The following is a 19253-nucleotide window of genomic DNA, read 5'->3' as shown; positions in this document are numbered from 1 at the left end:
AAAAATAACGCTTAAGCACGACAAAAAGTAGGCTTAGATCCCAGCGCCGTGACCAGAATCTGTTTGTGATTCCTCCTCGTGCTCTACCTGCGCTTCTTCTTGTTGCTGTGCTTTCTCGATGCTGATCCACCACAGGAATAGTTCATACCAAATCGCTAGAATCACCGCACCCAAGAATAAACCAACAATACCGTAGAACAACATACCACCAATGGCACCAAGCAAAATGATAGGCATAGGCACGTCGACGCCACGGCCCATTAGCATTGGTTTAAATAAGTTCTCAGACAGCGCTGCAACCACCACCCAAACAGTAAACATGGTTGCCGTTGTGGTGTCATTGGTCATGTACATGTAGCCAATGACGGGTAACACCGCGAGTAGTGCAGGAAGCTGAGCAATACAAAGAATTAATAAGATCAGAGTGAGCAGACCTGCTGCTGGTACCCCAAAGATGAAAAAGCCGGCACCAATGAGTAAGGCTTGAATTGCGGCTACACCGACCACCCCAAGTAGAACGCTCTTAATCGTCGCGGCGATAAGCGTAGTCCAACTTTTGGCATTGTCACCCGCTGTGCGTATTGCGACGGTTTTTAAACCAGAGGCGATAGACTCTGAATACGTCATAAAGCCTGCTGCGATCGCAAGAGAAAGAATAGACAAGAGTAAGCTACCTAAAGCTCCCCCAACCATGCCAAGCAAAGAGGTGAGGCCTGCTTTAATTTGTGGCATAAAGGTTTGAATGGCTTTTTCTAAGTTTGTAGCAAAGAGCGTCCATACTTCGTACAGTTTGTCACCGACAAGTGGCCAATCGGCTACCGATGGATTTGGACCAGGGATTTTGATTTCACCGTTTTGTAAAACCTCTAGAGCATGCGTTGCACCATCAACAATGGAACCCGAAACCATCACTAATGGCGTAACCAGAAGCGCGATACCTAAAATGGCAATGGTTGTTGCAGCAAGGCCACGTTTGCCGCCGTATACTTTTTCGAGCTTTTTACACAGTGGCATCAAGGCGACAGCAATGATAGCCCCCCAGATAACGGGAAGAATGAATGGTTTGATGATGTCATACGTAAACATTAGCAAGATTAATATCAAGCCGATACGTATGGCGGATTCCACCATGTTACTGATGAAAATCTTACTTTCGATTTTTACCGATTGTTTATCCATTTTTATTTTCCTGATGTTCAATGTTGGAACTGACGAGACTTGAAACAACAATCGCCATATAAAACACACCTACAATGGCCTCTAGATACACGATGACCTGCGCTAAAGGCGTCACTGGGCTGATGTCGCCATAACCAAGTGTGGTTAGGGTGACGAAACTAAAATACGCGGCATTGGAGAAGTTCTGTCCCCAAGAAATAGCCTCCATTCCGGTAAAAGAGTTTGGAGAAAACTCCAGTAGAATGAGATAGGCAATGGCCCACATAAGTCCGAGCAACAAGAAAAGCGCAACGGAACCAATTACCTTGTTGGTGTTGACGTGGCCAGTGAAGAGAATTTGTCTTGCAATAGATTTAAACGTTCCGAAGAAAAAGGCAAACGTGAGGACCAGCATTACCACATCCATCTCTTTGATATTGAGAATGGCTTTGATCACTATGACGGCGATCCAAGTCCCAAGTAAGCTATAAAGAAATCGTGACCAGTTCTTGTCAAAGCGCAGACTCGCCATACAAACAATGAAAGTGAGAATCGTAAATCCTTGGAGAAGATGCTCCATGGTTCCCTCTCCAACCACTTGGACAAAAGCGCCACCAATTAGCAATCCGATGAGTGCGAGCGTCAAATAGAAGAAATTATTTTCTTCATTGATTTTTTTGAGTTTTTTCCCTATTACCATGATTAATTCCGTATCTATTCGTTCTCGGATGAGTTGTCTTGCATCACCATGATCGATGCCGAAAGGCCGAATCTAAGGTGCACCCCCTCTGGTAGTTCCTCTAATGACACGCGTACAGGAATACGCTGTGCCAAGCGTATCCATTGGAATACTGGGTTTACGTTCGGTAGGAGGTTGTAACCAACGGTGCCGTCTTTGGGGGCGATACCCCAACCAATAGAGTCCACTGTTGCATCGATTGGCGTATCTGGGTGTGACATCAAGGTCACGCGCGCATCGCTACCCGGAGCAATTTGCGCCAATTGGTTTTCACGGAAGAAACCAAAGACCCAAAAGCTGTGTTTGTCGATCAATGCAACTAATGGTTGGTTGGCAACCGCTTGAGTACCGTCTCGGATATCTAGGTTGGAAACAAAACCGTCAACAGAAGCATATACTTTGGTAAAACCAAGGTTCAATTGGGCAGACTTGAGTTGCTCTTCCGCGGACTTAATTTGAAGAAGTGATTCTTGATAAGTGATTTCACGGCGGATCAGATCTTTGTGCGAGACCGCTCCTTTGTCTTTTGCTCGAATATCTTTTAATCGATCGTATTCAATCTTTTTACCGCGAGAGCTGACTACGGCTTTTTCTAATGCCACCTCGGCCTGCGAAAGAGCGACTTGATAAGTGGTTGGGTCGATTTCGAACAGCAGATCGCCTTTTTTCACTTCTTGGTTGTCTTGAATCGCAACGTGAACTATTGGGCCAGAAACACGAGGTGCGACCTTAATGACGTTAGCTCGAACTTGTCCATCGCGAGTCCAAGGGTTATTAAAATACTCTTCAAACTTTTGATAGCCCAGCCATGCTGCGCCGCCAAGAATGACAATATTGAGTGCGATAACGAGGAGTTTTTTCATCTTGTTTGGCACCTAAAACGGAATATAAAAATTGTCGATGGCCACCACGTAAAAGATCATGATGGCAATGAATGTCAAAGACGGAAACGCAATGAAACGAGACAAGCGAGTCTTGTTCAAAATGATCACCGTGACCCATGTGGCGGTGACCGCGAAAATCAGCACCAGCAAGAATGGTGAGAAGTACACATCACCCCAAGAGAGTTCGTGTGGCATCACGGTTCCTCCTTGTTTTTCTGAGCGTCATCTACTTGCATGTTGTCTGATGGATAATCGATACGAAGTGGTGGTAGGACGCGTTCTTTCTCGTTGAGTAAATCATCCCAATCGCTGCGTTCTTGCATCTGTTTTGCGATGGTTTCTGATAAGAAAGGTTTACCCGTTTGGGTTTCCCAACCGCCACCGAGTGCTTTGTAGAGGGCGACCACTTGGTTCGCGACGTTACCTTTGATGGTGGCGTAGCTGTCTTCAGCGCGTGTCATCTTTTCAACGGAGTTCAACAGTCGCTCAAAGGATATTTGACCGTTTTCGTACTGGGTCATGGAGATATTGAATGCGCGAATTGACGAATTCACGGATTGAAGACGCAGCGTTTTTTGTTCCAAGTAAAGGTCATAAGCTTCGAGTGCATTGGTGACTTCGTTAACGGCTTGTAGCACTTTCTTGTTGTAGTTGGTGAGTGTTTCTTGAAAGCGGGCATCTTCGAAGCGAATGTTATTCTTCACCCGACCGTATTGAAAAATGTTCCAGCTAAAGCTAGGCCCAATAACCATGGTTAGTGAATCACTGAAGCTAAAGCTGCTGCCATCTGGTACAGTGCTGTTTATGCCAATGGAGCCAAAGAGAGAAAAACTAGGGTAAAGCGCAGTCTCTGCAACGCCAATTTGGGCACTTTGGGCTCGGGCCTGCATTTCCGATACTTGTAGATCTGGGCGTCGCATTACTAAGTTTGCATCGACCTTATTATCTACGAACGGCGGGCGAGGTACGATTGAACGTTCGTCCTGACCAGATAATGCGGGTTTTCTTCCCGTCGATTTAAATTGCTGTTCATAAGCGATGATTTGTTGATTAAAACCATCCGATTTTAACAAGGCTTCGACTTCTTGTGGCAATACACCCAGCAATAGCGCTAACGCCGTGCGGGATTGTTTCATCGCAATTTCTAAGGCTGGCTGGGCGGCCTTGGTGTTGAATAGCTGGTTCTTGGCTTGTTGAACATCAAGCTCGGTCACATTGCCGGAATCAAACTGTACCTGTGTGATACGGACAACGCGCTCTTGAATTTCGATATTTCGACGAGACAACAAGATACGTTCTTGAAATGTTCGGTAGTTGATGTAATTACGAGCGACCTCTGCCGTAATGGTGACCATGATATCGTGATAAGAGGCGATGGATGCGTAGTAGCCCGCTTCGGCTGATTCAATTCCGCGTGCATATTTGCCCCAGATGTCCATTTCCCAACCCGCATCAAACGACAGCGCTGCGTTATTGACACCTTGGTCGTTCACATAAGCTCGAGCCACATTGCCCGATACGCTTTGCACTTGTGGATATTGCAGTCCTGTTGAAATACCCAATAGCGAACGTGCTTGAATGATACGCAAACCTGCCGCCTCAAGATCGAGGTTTTGTTGGCTCGCCATCTCAACCAGTTGGTTCAGTGTGGGATCGTTGAACTGCTGCCACCACTGCTGCAGTTTTTGCTCGGATTGTTGTGTGTCTTGTACCGCTTTTTCTACCGACCAATCACTTGGCAAGGCGGTTTGCTCTGGGTGGACGTAATCCGGACCCAAAGTCGTACACGCACTCAATCCGAGTACAGAGAGTATGGCGAGGCTTGGTTTAGTTAGTTTTAGAAGCATCATTCCCTCACCTTTAAAACCGCTTCTGACGTAAGTTCACCCAATCGATATCCTCATAGGTTTGCTTGCATTGATTGATGGCTTCGAACACGTTCCGTTTTAAATTCAGTAAGATATAAAAACCCGCTATCTCTGAATAAGCGTAGTCAGATAACTCCAACTCGCGAAAGAAATCTTCCAGTTTATTTTCAAAGGATTGGTAATCGAGGCTGTACTGTTCGAACACGGAATCGAGTTCATGAGTGCCCTGATGGTTGGCAAGTGCTCCTGCCATCAGAGGTAATATGGAATCAGTGTGTTTTGCTCGTAGCTGTTTAATTAGGGGATTGCTGAGTAACTTTTGTTCAGTGGCCATTAAAATATTAATGTGGTTGCTCAGTGCATCACACGATTTGGTGAATGCCCCAATGGCTTCCGGAGGCGTCTTGTCAAACAGCTTATGATTGATCTTTGAACCCCAAACCATGATTTTTTTGGACGAGACATTGAGCGTCACAAGGTGCAATGAGCGCTTCACTTTTCGAAAACTTGATTCCGATTGTTCTTGGTAGCTGGTAAACAACGCCCCAACATGCCGGAAATAGCGCTCTTTTAAAGTTAAGAATAAGTGTTCTGGGCGAGAACTAAACGGGAAGTAATGAGCAAAAATGATCATGAATACCACCATATAAAACAGAGTCATGATGGTCATGAGAATGCCAAAGTGATAGGTCATGTCGTTATTGAGCCCAAGAACGAACAAGCCAATCATATAGAAAATGGTCACAGGGCCTTTGAACAGATAAAAGCCCACAAAAGTATAGATAAAAATGAATAACCCGAGTTCTGCCCCTAACTCTAGCCCCGGTAATATGAAGACGTAAGATGGCACCGCAAATAGAAAGCCAAACGTAAACAGAATGAGCAGAACAAAGGGGTGAACGGGCACAAATGACAGTAATGACATGAATATGGTTGAGAAAGTGACGAATGAGTAACCGCCTGGAGGGTTAAAGTAGATCCAAATAAGCCCTGCAATCCAATAGGTGGTGAACGTTTTTATGGCCGTCTTGAAGTTTTCTGCATCCCACCATAGAAATTTACTCTTTTGTTGCGGGAGTGCTTGCTCGAATGACACGTTGTTCGTCACAGAATCGATGCAGCTGATACTCTCTGCTAGCCGAGATAAGCTTTGGTGCATCAACTTTAGTAGGTGGCCAAGTGTCAGCGCTGAGCCTTTTACTAGATGCGTTGCATCCGATAGAGCTTGCTGGCTGTAATCGACGTTAAATTCTTGAGCACGGTAAGCCGGCCCGTTGTTGTCCCACATATCTTGACAGGTTTTGAAGAGAGTTTGGATTTCTTCGATGGCTTGTTCGAAGTTGTTGATGCAGCTTCGGTCTTGCTGGTGGCTAAAGTGACTGTGTGCAGCAACACTGAGCTCTTGAGTGATTTGCTTATTAAAGTGGACTGTTAACTGCCACTCTTTGATGTAAGCAGAAACATCGCTGCATTCGGCACTGACCATGGCAAAACGTTGTTCAAGCGCATTTTGTGCAGCAAATACGTTCGCGAGTAAGGTATCGATGGATGGTGATGCCTTGTCGTCTTGGTCGATGCTTTCCTCATCATCATTTGTGCTTTCTTTTGTCTCCGAATGAGGGGAGATAGCCACAGGGTCCGTTCTTTGGTCAAAGGTTAGCAATATGGCATTGAATAATGCGTGTTGCGCTTGGTTAAGTTGCTCAACCATTTGACGAAGGTTTTGCTCTGTTTTTGTCGGCCACAGAAATGTACCCACCAAGGTATAAAGCACCACCCCAAAGATGGTCATATATGCTCGATCGACACCGTAAAGAAATGCGCCCTCTGCATCGCCGCCGTTGGACATCATTAAAACCATGACGCCTGTTAATGCAAGTAACGTAGGGTCTTTTTGGTAAGCATTGCGAAAATAAAAGATAAATGAAATGACAATAGAAACGCTGAGCATGTACAACAGGCGGTCTTGCGCAAACATCCCAACCAACAATAATCCAATGACCGCGCCAACGACGGTGCCAAGTACACGCAATGTCCCCTTAGCGAGTGACTCTCGGCGACTGCCAGTGGATGCAATCAACATGACAGTTGTTGCTGCGGTAGATGCTTGAGGCCAACCCAGAGCAAAAGGGATCAAATATGCCAGAGTTAGGCTAAGCGCTACTTTTATGGCGAATTTGACTTTGTCGTTCATAGTATCAACGTTTGCTCTGTTTTATGGTGGTAAGTGGATGAATTTACGTAATCAATAATCAGAAATTCATTCTGAAAGAATTTCGGAGGCGGAATATAACGGCCAAAAAACAGTGATTTGTGAATCCTTTGTCAAAATCAAGTTGGGTCAAAATACTCAAATCACTGTTCAACCCCCATAGCCTTTAGCGTGAGGGAGAAATGACCAAGAAAAAGTTGCACTATAAGTCTCATTACTGATACAGATTTACAGGCATAACCAAACCGATTTTTATTCAAAGCCCATCGCCAGCGTGTTAGTTATTACTCGTCCTCAAAGTACTGCGCAAACAAGTGCCTAACAAAAAGCATAGATGATGGGAGATAAGTTGAGAGGAAAGTTTTTATTTTTTATTGGCTTGCTGGTATTTTTGTTAGTTTTTGGGATCGAGATAAAAATACTAAAGCGATACCCCCAAGGATGATGGCACTGGTTATGATTGAATGGATGGTGAGCGACTCACTTAACAACACTCTTCCTAAGACTAACGCAATTACAGGGACAGAAAGTTGAGTCACTCTTGTTTGTTGCGAGGTTGAACTCATGCATGATCATTTATAGCAGAGCCATACAGCGATTTGATGGTGTTTCTCAACCACACCAGTTTGGGATTGTACGCATTACGTTTGTGCCAAATCATGGTGAATGGGATCAGCAGCTTCTCTTGCTGTGGCTGTTCTAAAGGAATGGGTAAGCACACCAAATCTGGATGCAGCTTCTTGGTGTAACTTTTACAGTATTGCGGCGCAGTGGTCAGCATATTGTGGTGTGGTTGCGCGGCCATAAACAGAGACTGTTCGAAGCTCGACATGGTTAAGCCAATAGAGCGCTGTAAACCAAGTTCACTCAATACTTCGTCCAGTGCCCACGTCTCACTCTTTTCCCAAACTATATTGATGTGTTGGTAACTCAAAAAGGTTTCAAGGTTCCATTCCTGCTCCAAAGCGGGGTGATCTTTGTGTAGGTACACCATAGGTAAATCTGAGAACAGTACTTCGAAATCAAGAAAGTAAGGAAGCAGGTCGAGTGACTCTTTTGAGCGGGGATGACTCTCTCTGCCAGTAAAGCCGATGTCTGCCTCGCCCCGCACAATCGCATCGAGTGAATCGTAATCCCAGTTACTGGTTTTGACTTTCGCATCTGGGTAGCGTTGGTGGATTGCGATAAGAAGCTCATCAAGAATCGTCAGTACTAACGGGGATTCAATGGTCAGATCAAAGCGCACGCCTTTTGGTGCTATATCGCTGCGTTTCTCCGCAATTTGGCTGCCAATTTGTAGCCATTCCGCCAGATCTTGCTCCATGCTTTGCGCTAATGGAGTGGGTGCTAATCCTTTTGGTGTTTTCACAAACAGAGGATCATCAAACCAGTCACGAAGCTTATTAAGCGATTTACTTACCGTTGACGGCGTGACGTTTAACTTCTTCGACGCTTTGGAAACACTCTGCTCTTGCAGCAGCAATTGCAGAGTGAACAGCAGGTTGAGATCAAGACGGGCTAGTGATTTCTTCATAGTGGCTTTCATGAGCAGGCTTAGGAATAAATAGTATTAGAGCCAAGCTGATTGCGCCACCTATAGCTAACACAAACACCAACATATTCAGCGCATTAATGCCGATTAACCCCATAAACCAGATGTAGAGGGCAGAGCAACACACTTGAGCGATGCCCAACAGTGAGCTTGCTACACCAGCACGCAGAGAGAAAGGGCTGAGCGCTTGACTCATGGCCACGCCAAAGCCAATCGAGAAGCCAGCGCAAATCAGCCCAAATCCGAATAAGTAAAATGGGATTCCCCATTGGTTTAGATGAGCAAAACCAATCACCATCGCCGCACTGACAAGCAAGGTTTGCGAAGTCAGCATCAGAGTACGTTGCTTAAAGTAAGACAAAGCCAATGGCGCAGAGAAAGAAGTGATCATACTGACTAATGCAGTGCCTGCCATGACAGAAGAATATCCACCACGATCAAAACCAAGTTCGCCCATCACCAGCATTGGAGAGACATTCACGTAGGTAAGAATGGTGGTCACGCCGATGGCCGTAATGATGAGTCGGCTGATGAAAAAGCGCTCCGCGAACGTTTCTTGGGTAGAAGCTGAAGTGGTGTTTTGTTGTGGCAATGCACTAGGCTTTGATTCTTTCAGCACCAAGGTCGAAAGCAAACAAACCACCACACCCATGCCAGCCATTGTGGTGAATAGGCTTGGCCAAGGGAATTTGAGCATAATGAGATGGCCAACAACGGGGGCGATGACAGGAATGATGCAGGTAATGCCGTTAAGCATCGACAGCACCTTAGCGCGGCGTTTGTCATCCAATGTGTCGCGTAAAATAGCAAAAGCAACCACATAGCAAGATCCAGCCCCAATACCTTGTGCAAAACGTGCGATTAAAAACGTATTGGATTGTTCTGCCATTCCGCCAAGCAATGATGCTGCAATAAAAATGGCTGCACCTACTATCGCTACGGGTTTACGGCCAACGGAGTCGGCGATTTTTCCTGCAAACAGCATGGTGGTTGCCATACCTGCAAGATAAATAGAAAACGCGATGTGTAATTGTGATTCACTGGCGTTTAAATCCGCGGCAATTTGAGGCAAACCTACAAGATAAAGATCAATGGCGGTAGGATAGAGTAAAACAAGAGAGAAACTACAAAGCAGAAAACGAAACATGACAACCTCACTAACAGTTGATGAGGATAATAGTTTGCTAAACGTTTGCCTGCGAGTGGGAATTGCGACCGTAGGTATTTCCATTTACGACATACCCTGTATAAATCGAACGTAATTCAAACAAAGATGACGATGATTACTATTGAAGTCGATAACCTAGAAAAGGCCGAATCGTTTGGGGATGATGAATTTGTATTGAATGTGCATAGGCTGGGGTAATTTTTCGCCCAGTTACCATTTGCTTCTGAATAAGTACTAAAGCTCAAACGCCATTTTGATTGCCAATCTGTCAGCTTTTGCACAAACTCATCCGTTTCAGAAGTCAGGTGAATATCAACCAAATCTCGTGGAAGATGCGTCGCCTCAGCTAAACCTTTGATCGTAAACGACTGAGTGCCATCAACACTTGCGTATTTCACGCCATCTTTAAACGCGTGTAACGTTGTGTAACTAGCAAACGGTTCTAGCTGATCAATGGAACCTAATTTGATCCATTGCCCTTCATCACCAAAGCGCGCTTCTACGGTAAGATCGTAAGCGGTTGGAGCCGCATAACTGATAATGTCCAACTCATCAAGACGCTGTATGCCCGACAATAGGCGATCGATACGCACTTCGTGGTTAGACGTTAAGCTCTCCCCGCTTTCACCATCAAACAATAGCGGCGTCTTCGCCACTTCAGACGCAAGCAAACCAAATACTTGATCGTTTGTCGCTGGAGTGTTGTCTTGGTGAACACGCAGTTCATCCATATTGGCAACCACTACCGTATACAGTCTTGCAGCATCGCTAGAGATTTATCTTCAACCAACTCATCACCAGCTTGTACTGATGCAAGGTCTAATACGTAGGTTAAGGTGTTATCAAAGCTCACCACCAATTCATTGTTCACTACTTCCATCTTCACATTACGGTAGATAAGTATGGTTACAGCCAGTGCGATATTGCATTCGTCCACAACGATCCAGAAATGTATTTGGAGATAAAATTCTGAAGCATTCTTAATGTGACCTATATCACCTTAACGGTGAATCATATAGAATGGCGGCCACATTCAATATGACCTTTTTTAACAGTATCTCGTAAGTAAATTAAGAGCTTGTTATTAAAAGAAATTTACTGCGAGGACGCCGCTATCATAAGTACAAATAACATCACCATGCAATTTGGTGCTGAACCTCTATTTGAAAACATTTCAGCTAAGTTTGGTAACGGTAACCGTTACGGCCTAATTGGTGCAAACGGCTGTGGTAAGTCAACGTTCATGAAAATTCTGAGTGGTGCGTTAATGCCAAGCTCAGGTAACGTATCGATTACTCCAGGGTTAAAACTGGGCGTATTGAGCCAAGATCAGTTTGCGTTTGAGCAATACACCGTGATTGATGCCGTGATTATGGGTGACCGTAAATTGTGGGAAGTGAAGCAAGAACGTGATCGTATCTATTCATTACCTGAAATGAGCGAAGAAGACGGCATGAAAGTCGCTGAGCTTGAAAGCGAATTTGCTGAAATGGATGGTTACACCGCAGAAAGCCGTGCTGGTGATATTTTGCTTCAAGCGGGTATCGAGGAAGAGTTGCACTTTGGTTTGATGCAACAAGTTGCCCCGGGCTGGAAACTGCGCGTGCTGTTGGCGCAAGCCTTGTTCGCTAACCCAGATATTCTGCTACTTGACGAACCAACCAACAACTTGGACATCCACACCATCAACTGGTTGGCGGAAGAGTTAAACCAACGTAAGTGCACGATGATCATCATCTCGCACGACCGCCATTTTCTAAACTCTGTGTGTACGCACATGGCAGATATCGATTACGGTGAGTTACGCATTTACCCTGGCAACTACGAGTACTTCCTCGAAGCCTCGGGTCTACGTCGTGAACAGCTATTGGCTTCTAACGCGAAGAAAACAGCTGAAATCAACGAACTGCAAGATTTCGTAAACCGCTTTGGTGCAAATGCATCTAAGGCGAAACAAGCCAGCTCTCGCGCTAAAAAGATGGATAAAATCCAACTCGACGAAGTGAAAGCAAGTAGCCGTGTGAGCCCATCGATTGATTTCGGTGAGGGTAAAAAACTGCATCGTTTAGCATTGGAACTGCAAGACCTTGGTCACTCGTTTGGTGATGAGCTGTTGTTTGAAAAAGGCAACTTGTTACTTGAAGCGGGCACTCGCCTTGCGATCATCGGTGAAAACGGTGTGGGTAAAACAACCTTGCTACGTTGTCTAGTGAACGAACTAGAGCAAACTCAGGGTGTAGTAAAGTGGTCTGAAAACGCTTCGATCGGTTACTGCCCTCAAGACAGCACCGCAGATTTTGACAATGACCTTACGATCTTTGAGTGGATCTCCCAGTGGCGTACCGTTAAACACAATGACTTAATGGTGCGTGGCATCTTAGGACGTCTATTATTCACGGCTGACGACGCGAATAAAAAGGCGAAAAATTGCTCAGGTGGTGAGAAGAACCGCCTACTATTTGGTAAGCTAATGATGCAAGACATCAATGTGCTGGTTATGGATGAGCCAACCAACCACATGGATATGGAAGCGATTGAAGCACTCAACAGCGCACTAAAAGTGTATACAGGCACGTTGATCTTTGTGAGCCACGACCGCGAGTTTGTATCATCGCTTGCGACATCAATTATTGATGTAAGAGACAAAAAATTGGTGAGTTTCCAAGGTACGTTTGAAGAGTACATGGCGCATCAAGAAAAAGTACTAAGCGCTGCGTAACGAAACTATTTAATCAGTAGTTATTAACCTGTAGATAGTTATTAGCCTGTAGATAGCGAATAGCCTTAAACCTTGAATAAACGAAAATAGGCGCAGGTTATTCGCCGCTATGATTTTATTTTACCCTTATTAAAAGGGCACGGTGGTAAGCCAATAAGCGCCACTCATCAGCAAGGAGTCGTTCATGAGCCATGAATTTATGACCGAAGAAGAACGTATTGAACTGCAGAAGAACAACCCATTGCATGGTCTTAAAATTGAAGACATGTTGCAGCAGCTTGTAGATTTTTATGGTTGGGAAATTCTTGATACTGCAATGCGTATGAACTGTTTCAATACTAAACCAAGCATTGCAAGCAGCGTGAAATACCTGAAGAAAACGGAATGGGCTCGCGAGCGAGTAGAGAACTTTTACCTATACCGCTACAAGCGCATGCCAAAGGCGTCTGAATACGAGTACAACTTGCCACCACGTGCACGTACTTTCCGTCATGGATTGGAACCACGTGAGCCAATGGAATTAACCGTAGAATCGATTCTGGCTTCACAAGCAAAGGCTGCGTCTGCGCACAAAGAGCGTTCAGCAAAGCAACGCTCAGACCGTGCTCGCTTTAATAATCGTCGCCGATAAACTTTCAATTCTCTTGTTCTTGTAGGCTTGATCTCTAAGAGCAGGATGATTTTGATGAAAAGCCAAACTACCCAGTTTGGCTTTTTTATTATCTTTTCTTCAGCTAAACCTTGTTATCAAGACCCTAGCTTAATAATCGAAGCGTACATCTGCTGCGGATCTGACTGACGGCTGAATCGCGCTTGGAAGCTCTCCACCACATAATCAATAAAGGCTCGTAACTTTTGCGATTGCTCTTTGTGGTAAGGGTAGACGATATACAGCGCGTGCTTTTCCATCTGCCATTCAGGAGTAATCTCAACCAATTCACCTGAAGCTAATTGAGGCTCAACAAAGAAGTCTGGCAACAACGCAACCCCATGTCCGGCACATGCCGCTTGGGTGAGCGCCAAACCACTGTTGACAGTGTAAACACTCGCAGGCAGATCAACTTCCAGTACCTCGCTGCCATTTTGAAATGTCCAGCGGCGAGACGTTGAAGAGAGGCTATAGCTAAGTAGGCGATGGTTTATAACGTCACGTGGAGATTTAAACGGCTGCGACTCTTCAAGGTATTGAGGGGAAGCGCAAAGTACACGGCGGATATCCAATAGTTTACGCGAGCGTAGGCTAGAGTTACCCAATTCGCCTCCCCCACGAATGGCAATATCGACCCCTTGCTCAATCAAATCAATATGTTCATCACTCATCACCACTTCGATGGAAAGCTCTGGATGCAATTTCATAAACTCGCAGATGATGGGGTTTAGCTCAATCAACCCTAATGACATAGGCATGCTGATTTTTAGCGTGCCCTTTAATGTGTGGGAAGACTCAATCACCGAGCGGTCTGCGTTGTTGAGTGCATCGAGAACCTGACACACTTGCTGATAATAGAGCTGACCATTATCGGTAATGTGCAAGTTACGCGTCGTGCGGTTAATTAGAGGACTTTTTAAATAGCTCTCTAACTCATTGATGTTTTTACTGATGGCGGCTTTTGAGAGATTTAAATCTTCTGCTGCCGCGACGAAGCTACCTAGCTCCACCACTCGACGAAATACGGTTAATGCTCTGATCTTATCCACGCATTAGTTTCCTCATGTTTTTATTGTTCACTGTTGGTGAACTATATGGCCACTATTATAGTGTTTATTCACTGTTGGGAGTTAATTAATATCACCTCATTCACTGAGTGCCCGACATAAGTAGGGGCAAACGTAATTAGGATTCCACTATGAAAAAGATCGTCGCATTTACTGGTAGCAACAACAGCCAATCAATCCACAGCCTTTTAGTTCAAGCGTTGGCAAACCAGGCTAAACAAACAGAAGTAAACACCATCGACCTAAACGACTTTGAACTACCAATGTACGGCTTGGACGTTGAAGGTCAGGGCATCCCAGAAAACGCACACAAACTGCGTGCAACGTTAAACGAATACGATGCGATCATCATTGCATCACCAGAGCACAACGGCTCAATGCCAGCATTCCTGAAAAATGCGATTGATTGGCTATCGCGTGTTGCACCCCAAGGTACGTCTTTCTTTGGTGACACTAAGAAACCAGTTCTGCTAGTGAGCACATCTCCGGGTGCAAACGGCGGCGCAACTAACATCAAAACCATGGCTGAGTTGATGCCTTGGTGGGGTGGCGATGTAAAAGGCACATACAGCCTAGGCGGCTTCTACGACAAATTCCAAGATGGCGAATTTGATGTTGCGACCTTAGCGGAACTGAGTGAGCTAATGGTGTCTTTCGAGAAGTCTCTTTAAGTTATCTATACTCGCATGAGTAGTGATTCATCAGGGTAGCGAATCAAGAAAGGTAGGTAAGATATGGCGGTATTAGAACAAGGCGTTTGGTATCCAAACAAAGACGCAAGTGAGCTGACAGCAGAAGATCAATTCGCGTTACCAAGTCAGATCGAAGCGGGTCGCCATCACTTGTACATGTCGTTGGCTTGTCCATTTGCCCATCGCCCTTACTTAGTGATCAAGTATCTTGGTTTGGATGAGGTTATTTCCGTCTCTTCCGTTGCTGCAAAGCGTTACAGCAATGGTTGGGAGTTTGATAGTGCACATCCTGATCCTCTATACCGCGCGGATAATCTAGCGGAGTTGTATGTAAAAGCGAAAAGCGACTACACCGGACGCGTAACCGTCCCTTTACTGTGGGATAAGCAAAACCATGCGATTGTGGGTAATGATTCCGCAGCAATGGCAATGGACCTCGCTACGCGTTGGCTACCTTTGGCAAAACATCCGGTGGAGTTGGTACCAGCCGCATTGCGTGAAGAGATCGAAAGCCTAAATCGATGGCTTCACAGCAATGTGAATGGCAAGGTGTATCAAGTCGGCTTTGCAACCACGCAAGCGCAATATGACCAAGCGAGCGAAACCTTGTTTGATGCGTTAGCGCAACTGGATCAGCGTTTGGGTCAGTCGCGCTACTTGCATGGCGAAGACGTTACCTTATCAGACGTGTTCTTGCTGCCAACATTGGTCCGTTTCGAGGCGGTGTACGAAGTGCACTTCAAAGCCAACAAAAAGCCCCTAAGGGCGCACCAAAACTTGTATCGTTACATGCTGGATTTGGTTGCCGATGAGCGCATTCGCAGCACCATCAATATTGATTACATGAAGCTGCATTATTTCTTCTCGCACAAGCACATCAACCCAAATGGGATTGTGCCCGCAGGCCCTAAGATTGAGTGGCTGTAAACAAGATAAAAATGAAGCGTGGACCGAGAATAGGCTTGGTTCACCAATCACCATCGATTAATAATGAGCACAATGTCATCAGAAACGTATCGAGATACGGCTGATGACGTTTAAATGCACTCGCAATATTGAGCAGTTAACTCTCCGTTCTCCGGGCTATTACTCGGGCTGCACGCTAGGATAAAAATCCAAACAACGCTCAGTAAGCCACTGCAGCACAGGACCTGCTTCCTTTGCTTTGCTCGTCACACGGTCAATTTGTAAAAGCCAATCTTTCTCTTCCCCTTGTAGCTTAAGAGGAACGATATCTGAGTGCTTTTGAAACAGGTGGTCAGGTATCAAGCTCCAGTTATTATTCAGTTTAATCAACTCTACTAAGGTTTCTAAATCATTCACTTTGGTCAGTGAATTAGATAAGTTTGCGTTGTAGTGAGCAGGGTAGTCTTTTAATACGATTTGTCGATACGCCTTAAGCGCTTCAAAAGAAACGGAGTCTTCAGTCAATAGTGGATGTGATTGATGTATAGCGATAGAAAACGGCACATAGCCAATCGAACCTAAAAGCACGTTCTTAGGCTGTGTGCTGCCCCACAACATAAAACCGATATCCACTTCATTACTCGCGACAGCATCAGCAATGTCATTGTTTTTCAAGACATTGAGATTGAGCTCGGTGTGCGGGAATTGCTGATAAAACTCATCAATGACGCCAAAAAACTGCGGTGTTAGTAAAAGCGCATTGATTCCTATCGAGATCCTATCTTCTACTCCCACATTGAACGTTTGCAGCATATTTTGTACGTGTTGCGCATGTTCTAACAAAGAGATGGCTTGAGCATGCAGTCGCTCGCCTTGTGCCGTTAAGGTAGGCAATCGAGAAGTACGATCAAAGATGGTCAGTCCTGTGTCTATTTCCAAGTTTGAAATCGTAGTACTGACCGCAGACTGTACTTTCCCAAGCTTTCTTGCCGCCGCAGAAAACGAACCACACTCCACGCACATGACTAACGTTTCAAGTTGTTGAAGATTGAACATAACGATGTATCTAATTTTTAGATGGTAGCTAACTATATCTTATAAAAATTTTAGATGACAATCGCTCTATTAATCGTTAAGTACAAGTAGAGAATAAGATGAGTAACCACCAATCTGTGGAATTATCGGATACACAAAAGGAACTTGAAGCATTGCGTGAGCGTCTGCGCCAAAATTCACAGGTTATGCAGAGCTCTTCGAAGAAAGTTGACGCTAATGCCATGATGGCGGGCGTGATTAAGACCGTTGCGACGTTCGAAAAAGACTAATAAGCTCCTTGCTAGAAAGTAGAAAGGCACCAATTAATGGTAATGCCAGTCAGCTTAACTGGCTGGCATTACCGACATCGCGGTGCTTTTGTTTGAGTGCGAAATGGCACTCAGTATTTTGTCCGTGACTAGAACTTCGCCATAAATGACTTAGTCAGTGGCAGGCGGAAATCTTTGCCCATCATTTCATAAACGTTGAATTTCACCGTGTTCCAGTTTTCTTCAAAGTTGTACTCGAACACGCTATCACCAGTATCCAAGCTTTGTGTCATGGTCCATTCTGTCGCGTAGCTAGACATACCATTGCCGTTGCCAAAGTCTTTGTATGGCGCGTCCGCAGGTACACGGTAAGGAACTGTCGACAGCTTCATCATACCGTTGGTGATGCTGGTCGGCTCAGTGAGTTTGTTCATAAAGTAGCTAGCATGAACAAAGCGGCTGTGTGAGTTGCCGTTACCAATAGAGCCAAAGTCGGTATCACGGCTCGCGGCTTCCCACGTTGGTTGAACCTTGTTGCGCATTTCGATGTGTTCTTTCATCGAAGGGTCGTTAGTCATTACCATCGCTTCTTCGCCACGGTAGGTCTTCAAGCCATCATCATCCATTTCAATCACTAGGCGGTCACCGCTCTTATCCGTGACAGACCAGTGCAGTTTGATTTCAACGGGCATACCTTCCATAGGAATTGATGCGAAGTCTAGTGTTGGCAGAGCTTTAACAACCTCATCGACATTCGCATAATTCGCAAGTAAGTATTCAGCGATAGTAAATTGCGTGACTTCTGACCCCGTTTCTGACTTTTTCATGGTCATGCCTGGATAGAACAGAGCGTTGACTTGCATGCCTTCGTTGTTTACGCCGTCGGCCACCAACTCACCATAAGCCAATACAGCAACCATGTCATATTTCACCGTGTAGGTATTGCCTAGACCATTACCTTGAAGTGAACGAACGTCACCTTTGTTAATGGTACCTAGCACAGGTGAGGTTGATTCCATCCAATCCATCGTTCTAGAAGTGAAAGTGCCCAAGTCGGTATTCCATGCGACTGAGGTACAAGCGTGCGCTACACCAGTAGTAAGAGTGCCAGCAAGAAGAGCTAGGGTGATTGCTTTCAATTTCATAGTAACTCCGATTCATGTTTAGGAACGATTTGGAGTGTACGGTGGAAAACTAAAAAGCTTAAATCACATCATGAGCATTCAATCCTCACTTTGAATGCTATGAGCATGACTGTGTTCTTTAAACAGTCGAATCATTTCTCGCGTGACAGGACCGGCTAAGCGGTTGTGTTGCCAAAGGTTGATGGGGAACTGAAGTACGGCATGTAGTTCGTCTATCTCAATGGTCTGTAATTGCTGGGTGGCTAAAAGCTCCTCCACGCAATGGGTCGGGATAATTGCCCAACCATCACCTGCGACTAACAGGTTTTTGAGCACATTCACACTTTCGATTTGTTGTGCGAGATTCGATATCGTCAGTGTCTGCGCGATGCCAGTATGGTGAAAATCCGCCATCAACAGTTGCCTTGCTCGCTTTAGAGAAGTGAGGTCAACAATCTGATGTTGCTTAATAAATTCGCTGGTGGCACATACAACAAAAGGAAGATTGAGTAGATAGGTGTAGCTGAATGCTGTCGTGGCATTGCCCGTCGGAACAAGCATGACACCAAGGTCTGCAGCATCTTGCTCGAACAAAGCTTTTGTTTCGTTATTGTTTTTATGAAGCCAGTTCACTTTGACCAACGGGAATTTTTTGCGAATCCCAATCATCACATCTTGAATCAGTTTTCCTGGCACCAATTCACTATGGCAGATCGTAATTTGGCTCTCGTTCCCTTGTTCGGTGCTCTGGCAAAGACGCTCAAAAGACTTGGTCGTTTCCGCGAGGTTTTTAGCATGTTGATACAGTGCTAAGCCTTCTTCCGTCAATTGAGGATAGCGCGTCGAACGATCAAACAAGGTCATGTTGATCTCAATTTCGAGGTTGGTGATCACCTGCCCAAGTGTAGTGCGATGCTTATTTAATTGTTTTGCTGCGGCGCTAAAGGAGCCACATTCCGCAACAGCGACAAAGGAGGTGACTTGCTCATAACTTATGTGCATGATGGTTTGGTCCTACAAAAGTGTCTTATTCAAACCTAATGTAAGACCCAAACAGAGTCCAGACAGAGAAGAGCAAGTTGTGATGAGTTGAGAGTTCTATGCGATTCAACGATTTAGAATCTGAATGTTGAGTGCTTTGTTTTTTCTTTAAAATCAATTTATTAATTGATTTCTGTGATGATTTATAAGTTTGTGTCATTCGTTGTGTC

Annotated in this window: 19 protein-coding genes and 1 pseudogene; 5 read left to right on the top strand and 15 right to left on the bottom strand. The window is 45.1% G+C overall.

The window, feature by feature from the left end; translation table 11 throughout:
• Positions 1-33: 33 nt before the first annotated feature.
• The 11 genes and pseudogenes from VA249_RS20380 to VA249_RS20335 all read right to left on the bottom strand — a co-directional run bounded on the left by VA249_RS20380 (position 34) and on the right by VA249_RS20335 (position 10518).
• Positions 34-1179: an AI-2E family transporter gene (locus tag VA249_RS20380; RefSeq protein ID WP_128813349.1), complete on the bottom strand. Its 1146-nt coding sequence runs from the start codon at positions 1177-1179 to the stop codon at positions 34-36.
• The gene (locus tag VA249_RS20375) at positions 1172-1858 is read right to left on the bottom strand and encodes a potassium channel family protein (RefSeq protein WP_221070769.1); all 687 of its coding nucleotides are present in this window, start codon (positions 1856-1858) and stop codon (positions 1172-1174) included. Before VA249_RS20375 ends, VA249_RS20380 begins: the two co-directional genes overlap by 8 nt.
• Before the next feature lie 14 nt (positions 1859-1872).
• Complete coding sequence (locus VA249_RS20370) at positions 1873-2760, bottom strand: HlyD family secretion protein (RefSeq protein ID WP_221070767.1); 888 nt, start codon at positions 2758-2760, stop codon at positions 1873-1875.
• A 12-nt stretch (positions 2761-2772) separates the two neighbouring features.
• Positions 2773-2976 (bottom strand): DUF1656 domain-containing protein, encoded by a 204-nt coding sequence (locus tag VA249_RS20365; protein ID WP_221070765.1) that lies wholly within the window; start codon positions 2974-2976, stop codon positions 2773-2775.
• Positions 2976-4631 carry a TolC family protein gene (locus VA249_RS20360; RefSeq protein WP_221070763.1) on the bottom strand — a complete coding sequence of 552 codons (1656 nt, stop codon included), beginning with the start codon at positions 4629-4631 and terminating at the stop codon, positions 2976-2978. The genes VA249_RS20365 and VA249_RS20360 overlap by 1 nt, the downstream gene beginning before the upstream one ends.
• Before the next feature lie 10 nt (positions 4632-4641).
• Complete coding sequence (locus VA249_RS20355) at positions 4642-6843, bottom strand: FUSC family protein (protein ID WP_221070761.1); 2202 nt, start codon at positions 6841-6843, stop codon at positions 4642-4644.
• A 389-nt stretch (positions 6844-7232) separates the two neighbouring features.
• Positions 7233-7409: pseudogene (locus tag VA249_RS24150) on the bottom strand (DMT family transporter); the annotation flags it as partial.
• A gap of 14 nt (positions 7410-7423) precedes the next feature.
• Entirely contained in the window at positions 7424-8395 is a 972-nt protein-coding gene (yidZ, locus tag VA249_RS20350) for an HTH-type transcriptional regulator YidZ (RefSeq protein WP_221070759.1), read from the bottom strand.
• Positions 8370-9560, bottom strand: coding sequence for an MFS transporter (locus VA249_RS20345; protein WP_221070755.1), 1191 nt, complete (start codon positions 9558-9560; stop codon positions 8370-8372). The genes yidZ and VA249_RS20345 overlap by 26 nt, the downstream gene beginning before the upstream one ends.
• Before the next feature lie 116 nt (positions 9561-9676).
• Positions 9677-10312: a hypothetical protein gene (locus VA249_RS20340; RefSeq protein ID WP_221070753.1), complete on the bottom strand. Its 636-nt coding sequence runs from the start codon at positions 10310-10312 to the stop codon at positions 9677-9679.
• A gap of 11 nt (positions 10313-10323) precedes the next feature.
• Positions 10324-10518, bottom strand: a complete 195-nt coding sequence (locus tag VA249_RS20335; RefSeq protein ID WP_221070750.1) for a hypothetical protein — start codon at positions 10516-10518, stop codon at positions 10324-10326.
• Positions 10519-10695: 177 nt separating this feature from the next.
• Here VA249_RS20335 and VA249_RS20330 point away from each other — a divergent pair, with 177 nt between their 5' ends.
• On the top strand, positions 10696-12300 hold the full coding sequence (locus VA249_RS20330) for an ABC-F family ATPase (protein WP_221072264.1): 1605 nt from the start codon (positions 10696-10698) through the stop codon (positions 12298-12300).
• Positions 12301-12499: 199 nt separating this feature from the next.
• The gene (locus VA249_RS20325; protein WP_221072262.1) at positions 12500-12931 is read left to right on the top strand and encodes a VF530 family protein; all 432 of its coding nucleotides are present in this window, start codon (positions 12500-12502) and stop codon (positions 12929-12931) included.
• Between the two features lie 116 nt (positions 12932-13047).
• Here VA249_RS20325 and VA249_RS20320 read toward each other — a convergent pair whose 3' ends face one another.
• Positions 13048-13998 carry a LysR family transcriptional regulator gene (locus VA249_RS20320; protein ID WP_221070748.1) on the bottom strand — a complete coding sequence of 317 codons (951 nt, stop codon included), beginning with the start codon at positions 13996-13998 and terminating at the stop codon, positions 13048-13050.
• Positions 13999-14147: 149 nt separating this feature from the next.
• On the opposite strand from VA249_RS20320, the gene VA249_RS20315 reads away from it, so the two are divergent.
• Positions 14148-14687 (top strand): NADPH-dependent FMN reductase, encoded by a 540-nt coding sequence (locus VA249_RS20315; protein WP_010646864.1) that lies wholly within the window; start codon positions 14148-14150, stop codon positions 14685-14687.
• A 63-nt stretch (positions 14688-14750) separates the two neighbouring features.
• Positions 14751-15635, top strand: a complete 885-nt coding sequence (locus VA249_RS20310; RefSeq protein ID WP_221070746.1) for a glutathione S-transferase C-terminal domain-containing protein — start codon at positions 14751-14753, stop codon at positions 15633-15635.
• A 159-nt stretch (positions 15636-15794) separates the two neighbouring features.
• Here VA249_RS20310 and VA249_RS20305 read toward each other — a convergent pair whose 3' ends face one another.
• Positions 15795-16670, bottom strand: coding sequence for a LysR family transcriptional regulator (locus tag VA249_RS20305; protein WP_221070744.1), 876 nt, complete (start codon positions 16668-16670; stop codon positions 15795-15797).
• 98 nt (positions 16671-16768) lie between these two features.
• On the opposite strand from VA249_RS20305, the gene VA249_RS20300 reads away from it, so the two are divergent.
• Entirely contained in the window at positions 16769-16939 is a 171-nt protein-coding gene (locus VA249_RS20300) for a hypothetical protein (protein WP_221070742.1), read from the top strand.
• A gap of 128 nt (positions 16940-17067) precedes the next feature.
• Here the strand turns inward: VA249_RS20300 and VA249_RS20295 are convergent, their stop codons facing one another.
• Together VA249_RS20295 and VA249_RS20290 are read right to left on the bottom strand one after the other, a co-directional pair.
• On the bottom strand, positions 17068-18063 hold the full coding sequence (locus tag VA249_RS20295; RefSeq protein WP_221070740.1) for a linear amide C-N hydrolase: 996 nt from the start codon (positions 18061-18063) through the stop codon (positions 17068-17070).
• A gap of 78 nt (positions 18064-18141) precedes the next feature.
• Positions 18142-19044, bottom strand: a complete 903-nt coding sequence (locus tag VA249_RS20290; RefSeq protein ID WP_221070737.1) for a LysR family transcriptional regulator — start codon at positions 19042-19044, stop codon at positions 18142-18144.
• Positions 19045-19253: the final 209 nt, after the last annotated feature.

Source organism: Vibrio alfacsensis (genome assembly GCF_019670485.1).
GTDB classification, from domain to species: domain Bacteria; phylum Pseudomonadota; class Gammaproteobacteria; order Enterobacterales; family Vibrionaceae; genus Vibrio; species Vibrio alfacsensis.
The sequence above is the reverse complement of the archived record's forward strand: the minus strand, read 5'-3'. Positions and strand labels throughout refer to the sequence as shown.

Excerpts from the sequence above, each read along its gene's own strand:
- VA249_RS20360 (WP_221070763.1), bottom strand. The coding sequence starts at position 4,631 with ATGATGCTTCTAAAACTAACTAAACCAAGCCTCGCCATACTCTCTGTA.
- VA249_RS20365 (WP_221070765.1), bottom strand. The coding sequence starts at position 2,976 with ATGCCACACGAACTCTCTTGGGGTGATGTGTACTTCTCACCATTCTTG.
- VA249_RS20295 (WP_221070740.1), bottom strand. The coding sequence starts at position 18,063 with ATGAAATTGAAAGCAATCACCCTAGCTCTTCTTGCTGGCACTCTTACT.
- VA249_RS20375 (WP_221070769.1), bottom strand. The coding sequence starts at position 1,858 with ATGGTAATAGGGAAAAAACTCAAAAAAATCAATGAAGAAAATAATTTC.
- VA249_RS20290 (WP_221070737.1), bottom strand. The coding sequence starts at position 19,044 with ATGCACATAAGTTATGAGCAAGTCACCTCCTTTGTCGCTGTTGCGGAA.
- yidZ (WP_221070759.1), bottom strand. The coding sequence starts at position 8,395 with ATGAAGAAATCACTAGCCCGTCTTGATCTCAACCTGCTGTTCACTCTG.
- VA249_RS20370 (WP_221070767.1), bottom strand. The coding sequence starts at position 2,760 with ATGAAAAAACTCCTCGTTATCGCACTCAATATTGTCATTCTTGGCGGC.
- VA249_RS20345 (WP_221070755.1), bottom strand. The coding sequence starts at position 9,560 with ATGTTTCGTTTTCTGCTTTGTAGTTTCTCTCTTGTTTTACTCTATCCT.
- VA249_RS20305 (WP_221070744.1), bottom strand. The coding sequence starts at position 16,670 with ATGTTCAATCTTCAACAACTTGAAACGTTAGTCATGTGCGTGGAGTGT.
- VA249_RS20310 (WP_221070746.1), top strand. The coding sequence starts at position 14,751 with ATGGCGGTATTAGAACAAGGCGTTTGGTATCCAAACAAAGACGCAAGT.
- VA249_RS20315 (WP_010646864.1), top strand. The coding sequence starts at position 14,148 with ATGAAAAAGATCGTCGCATTTACTGGTAGCAACAACAGCCAATCAATC.
- VA249_RS20340 (WP_221070753.1), bottom strand. The coding sequence starts at position 10,312 with ATGGATGAACTGCGTGTTCACCAAGACAACACTCCAGCGACAAACGAT.
- VA249_RS20380 (WP_128813349.1), bottom strand. The coding sequence starts at position 1,179 with ATGGATAAACAATCGGTAAAAATCGAAAGTAAGATTTTCATCAGTAAC.
- VA249_RS20325 (WP_221072262.1), top strand. The coding sequence starts at position 12,500 with ATGACCGAAGAAGAACGTATTGAACTGCAGAAGAACAACCCATTGCAT.
- VA249_RS20355 (WP_221070761.1), bottom strand. The coding sequence starts at position 6,843 with ATGAACGACAAAGTCAAATTCGCCATAAAAGTAGCGCTTAGCCTAACT.
- VA249_RS20300 (WP_221070742.1), top strand. The coding sequence starts at position 16,769 with ATGAGTAACCACCAATCTGTGGAATTATCGGATACACAAAAGGAACTT.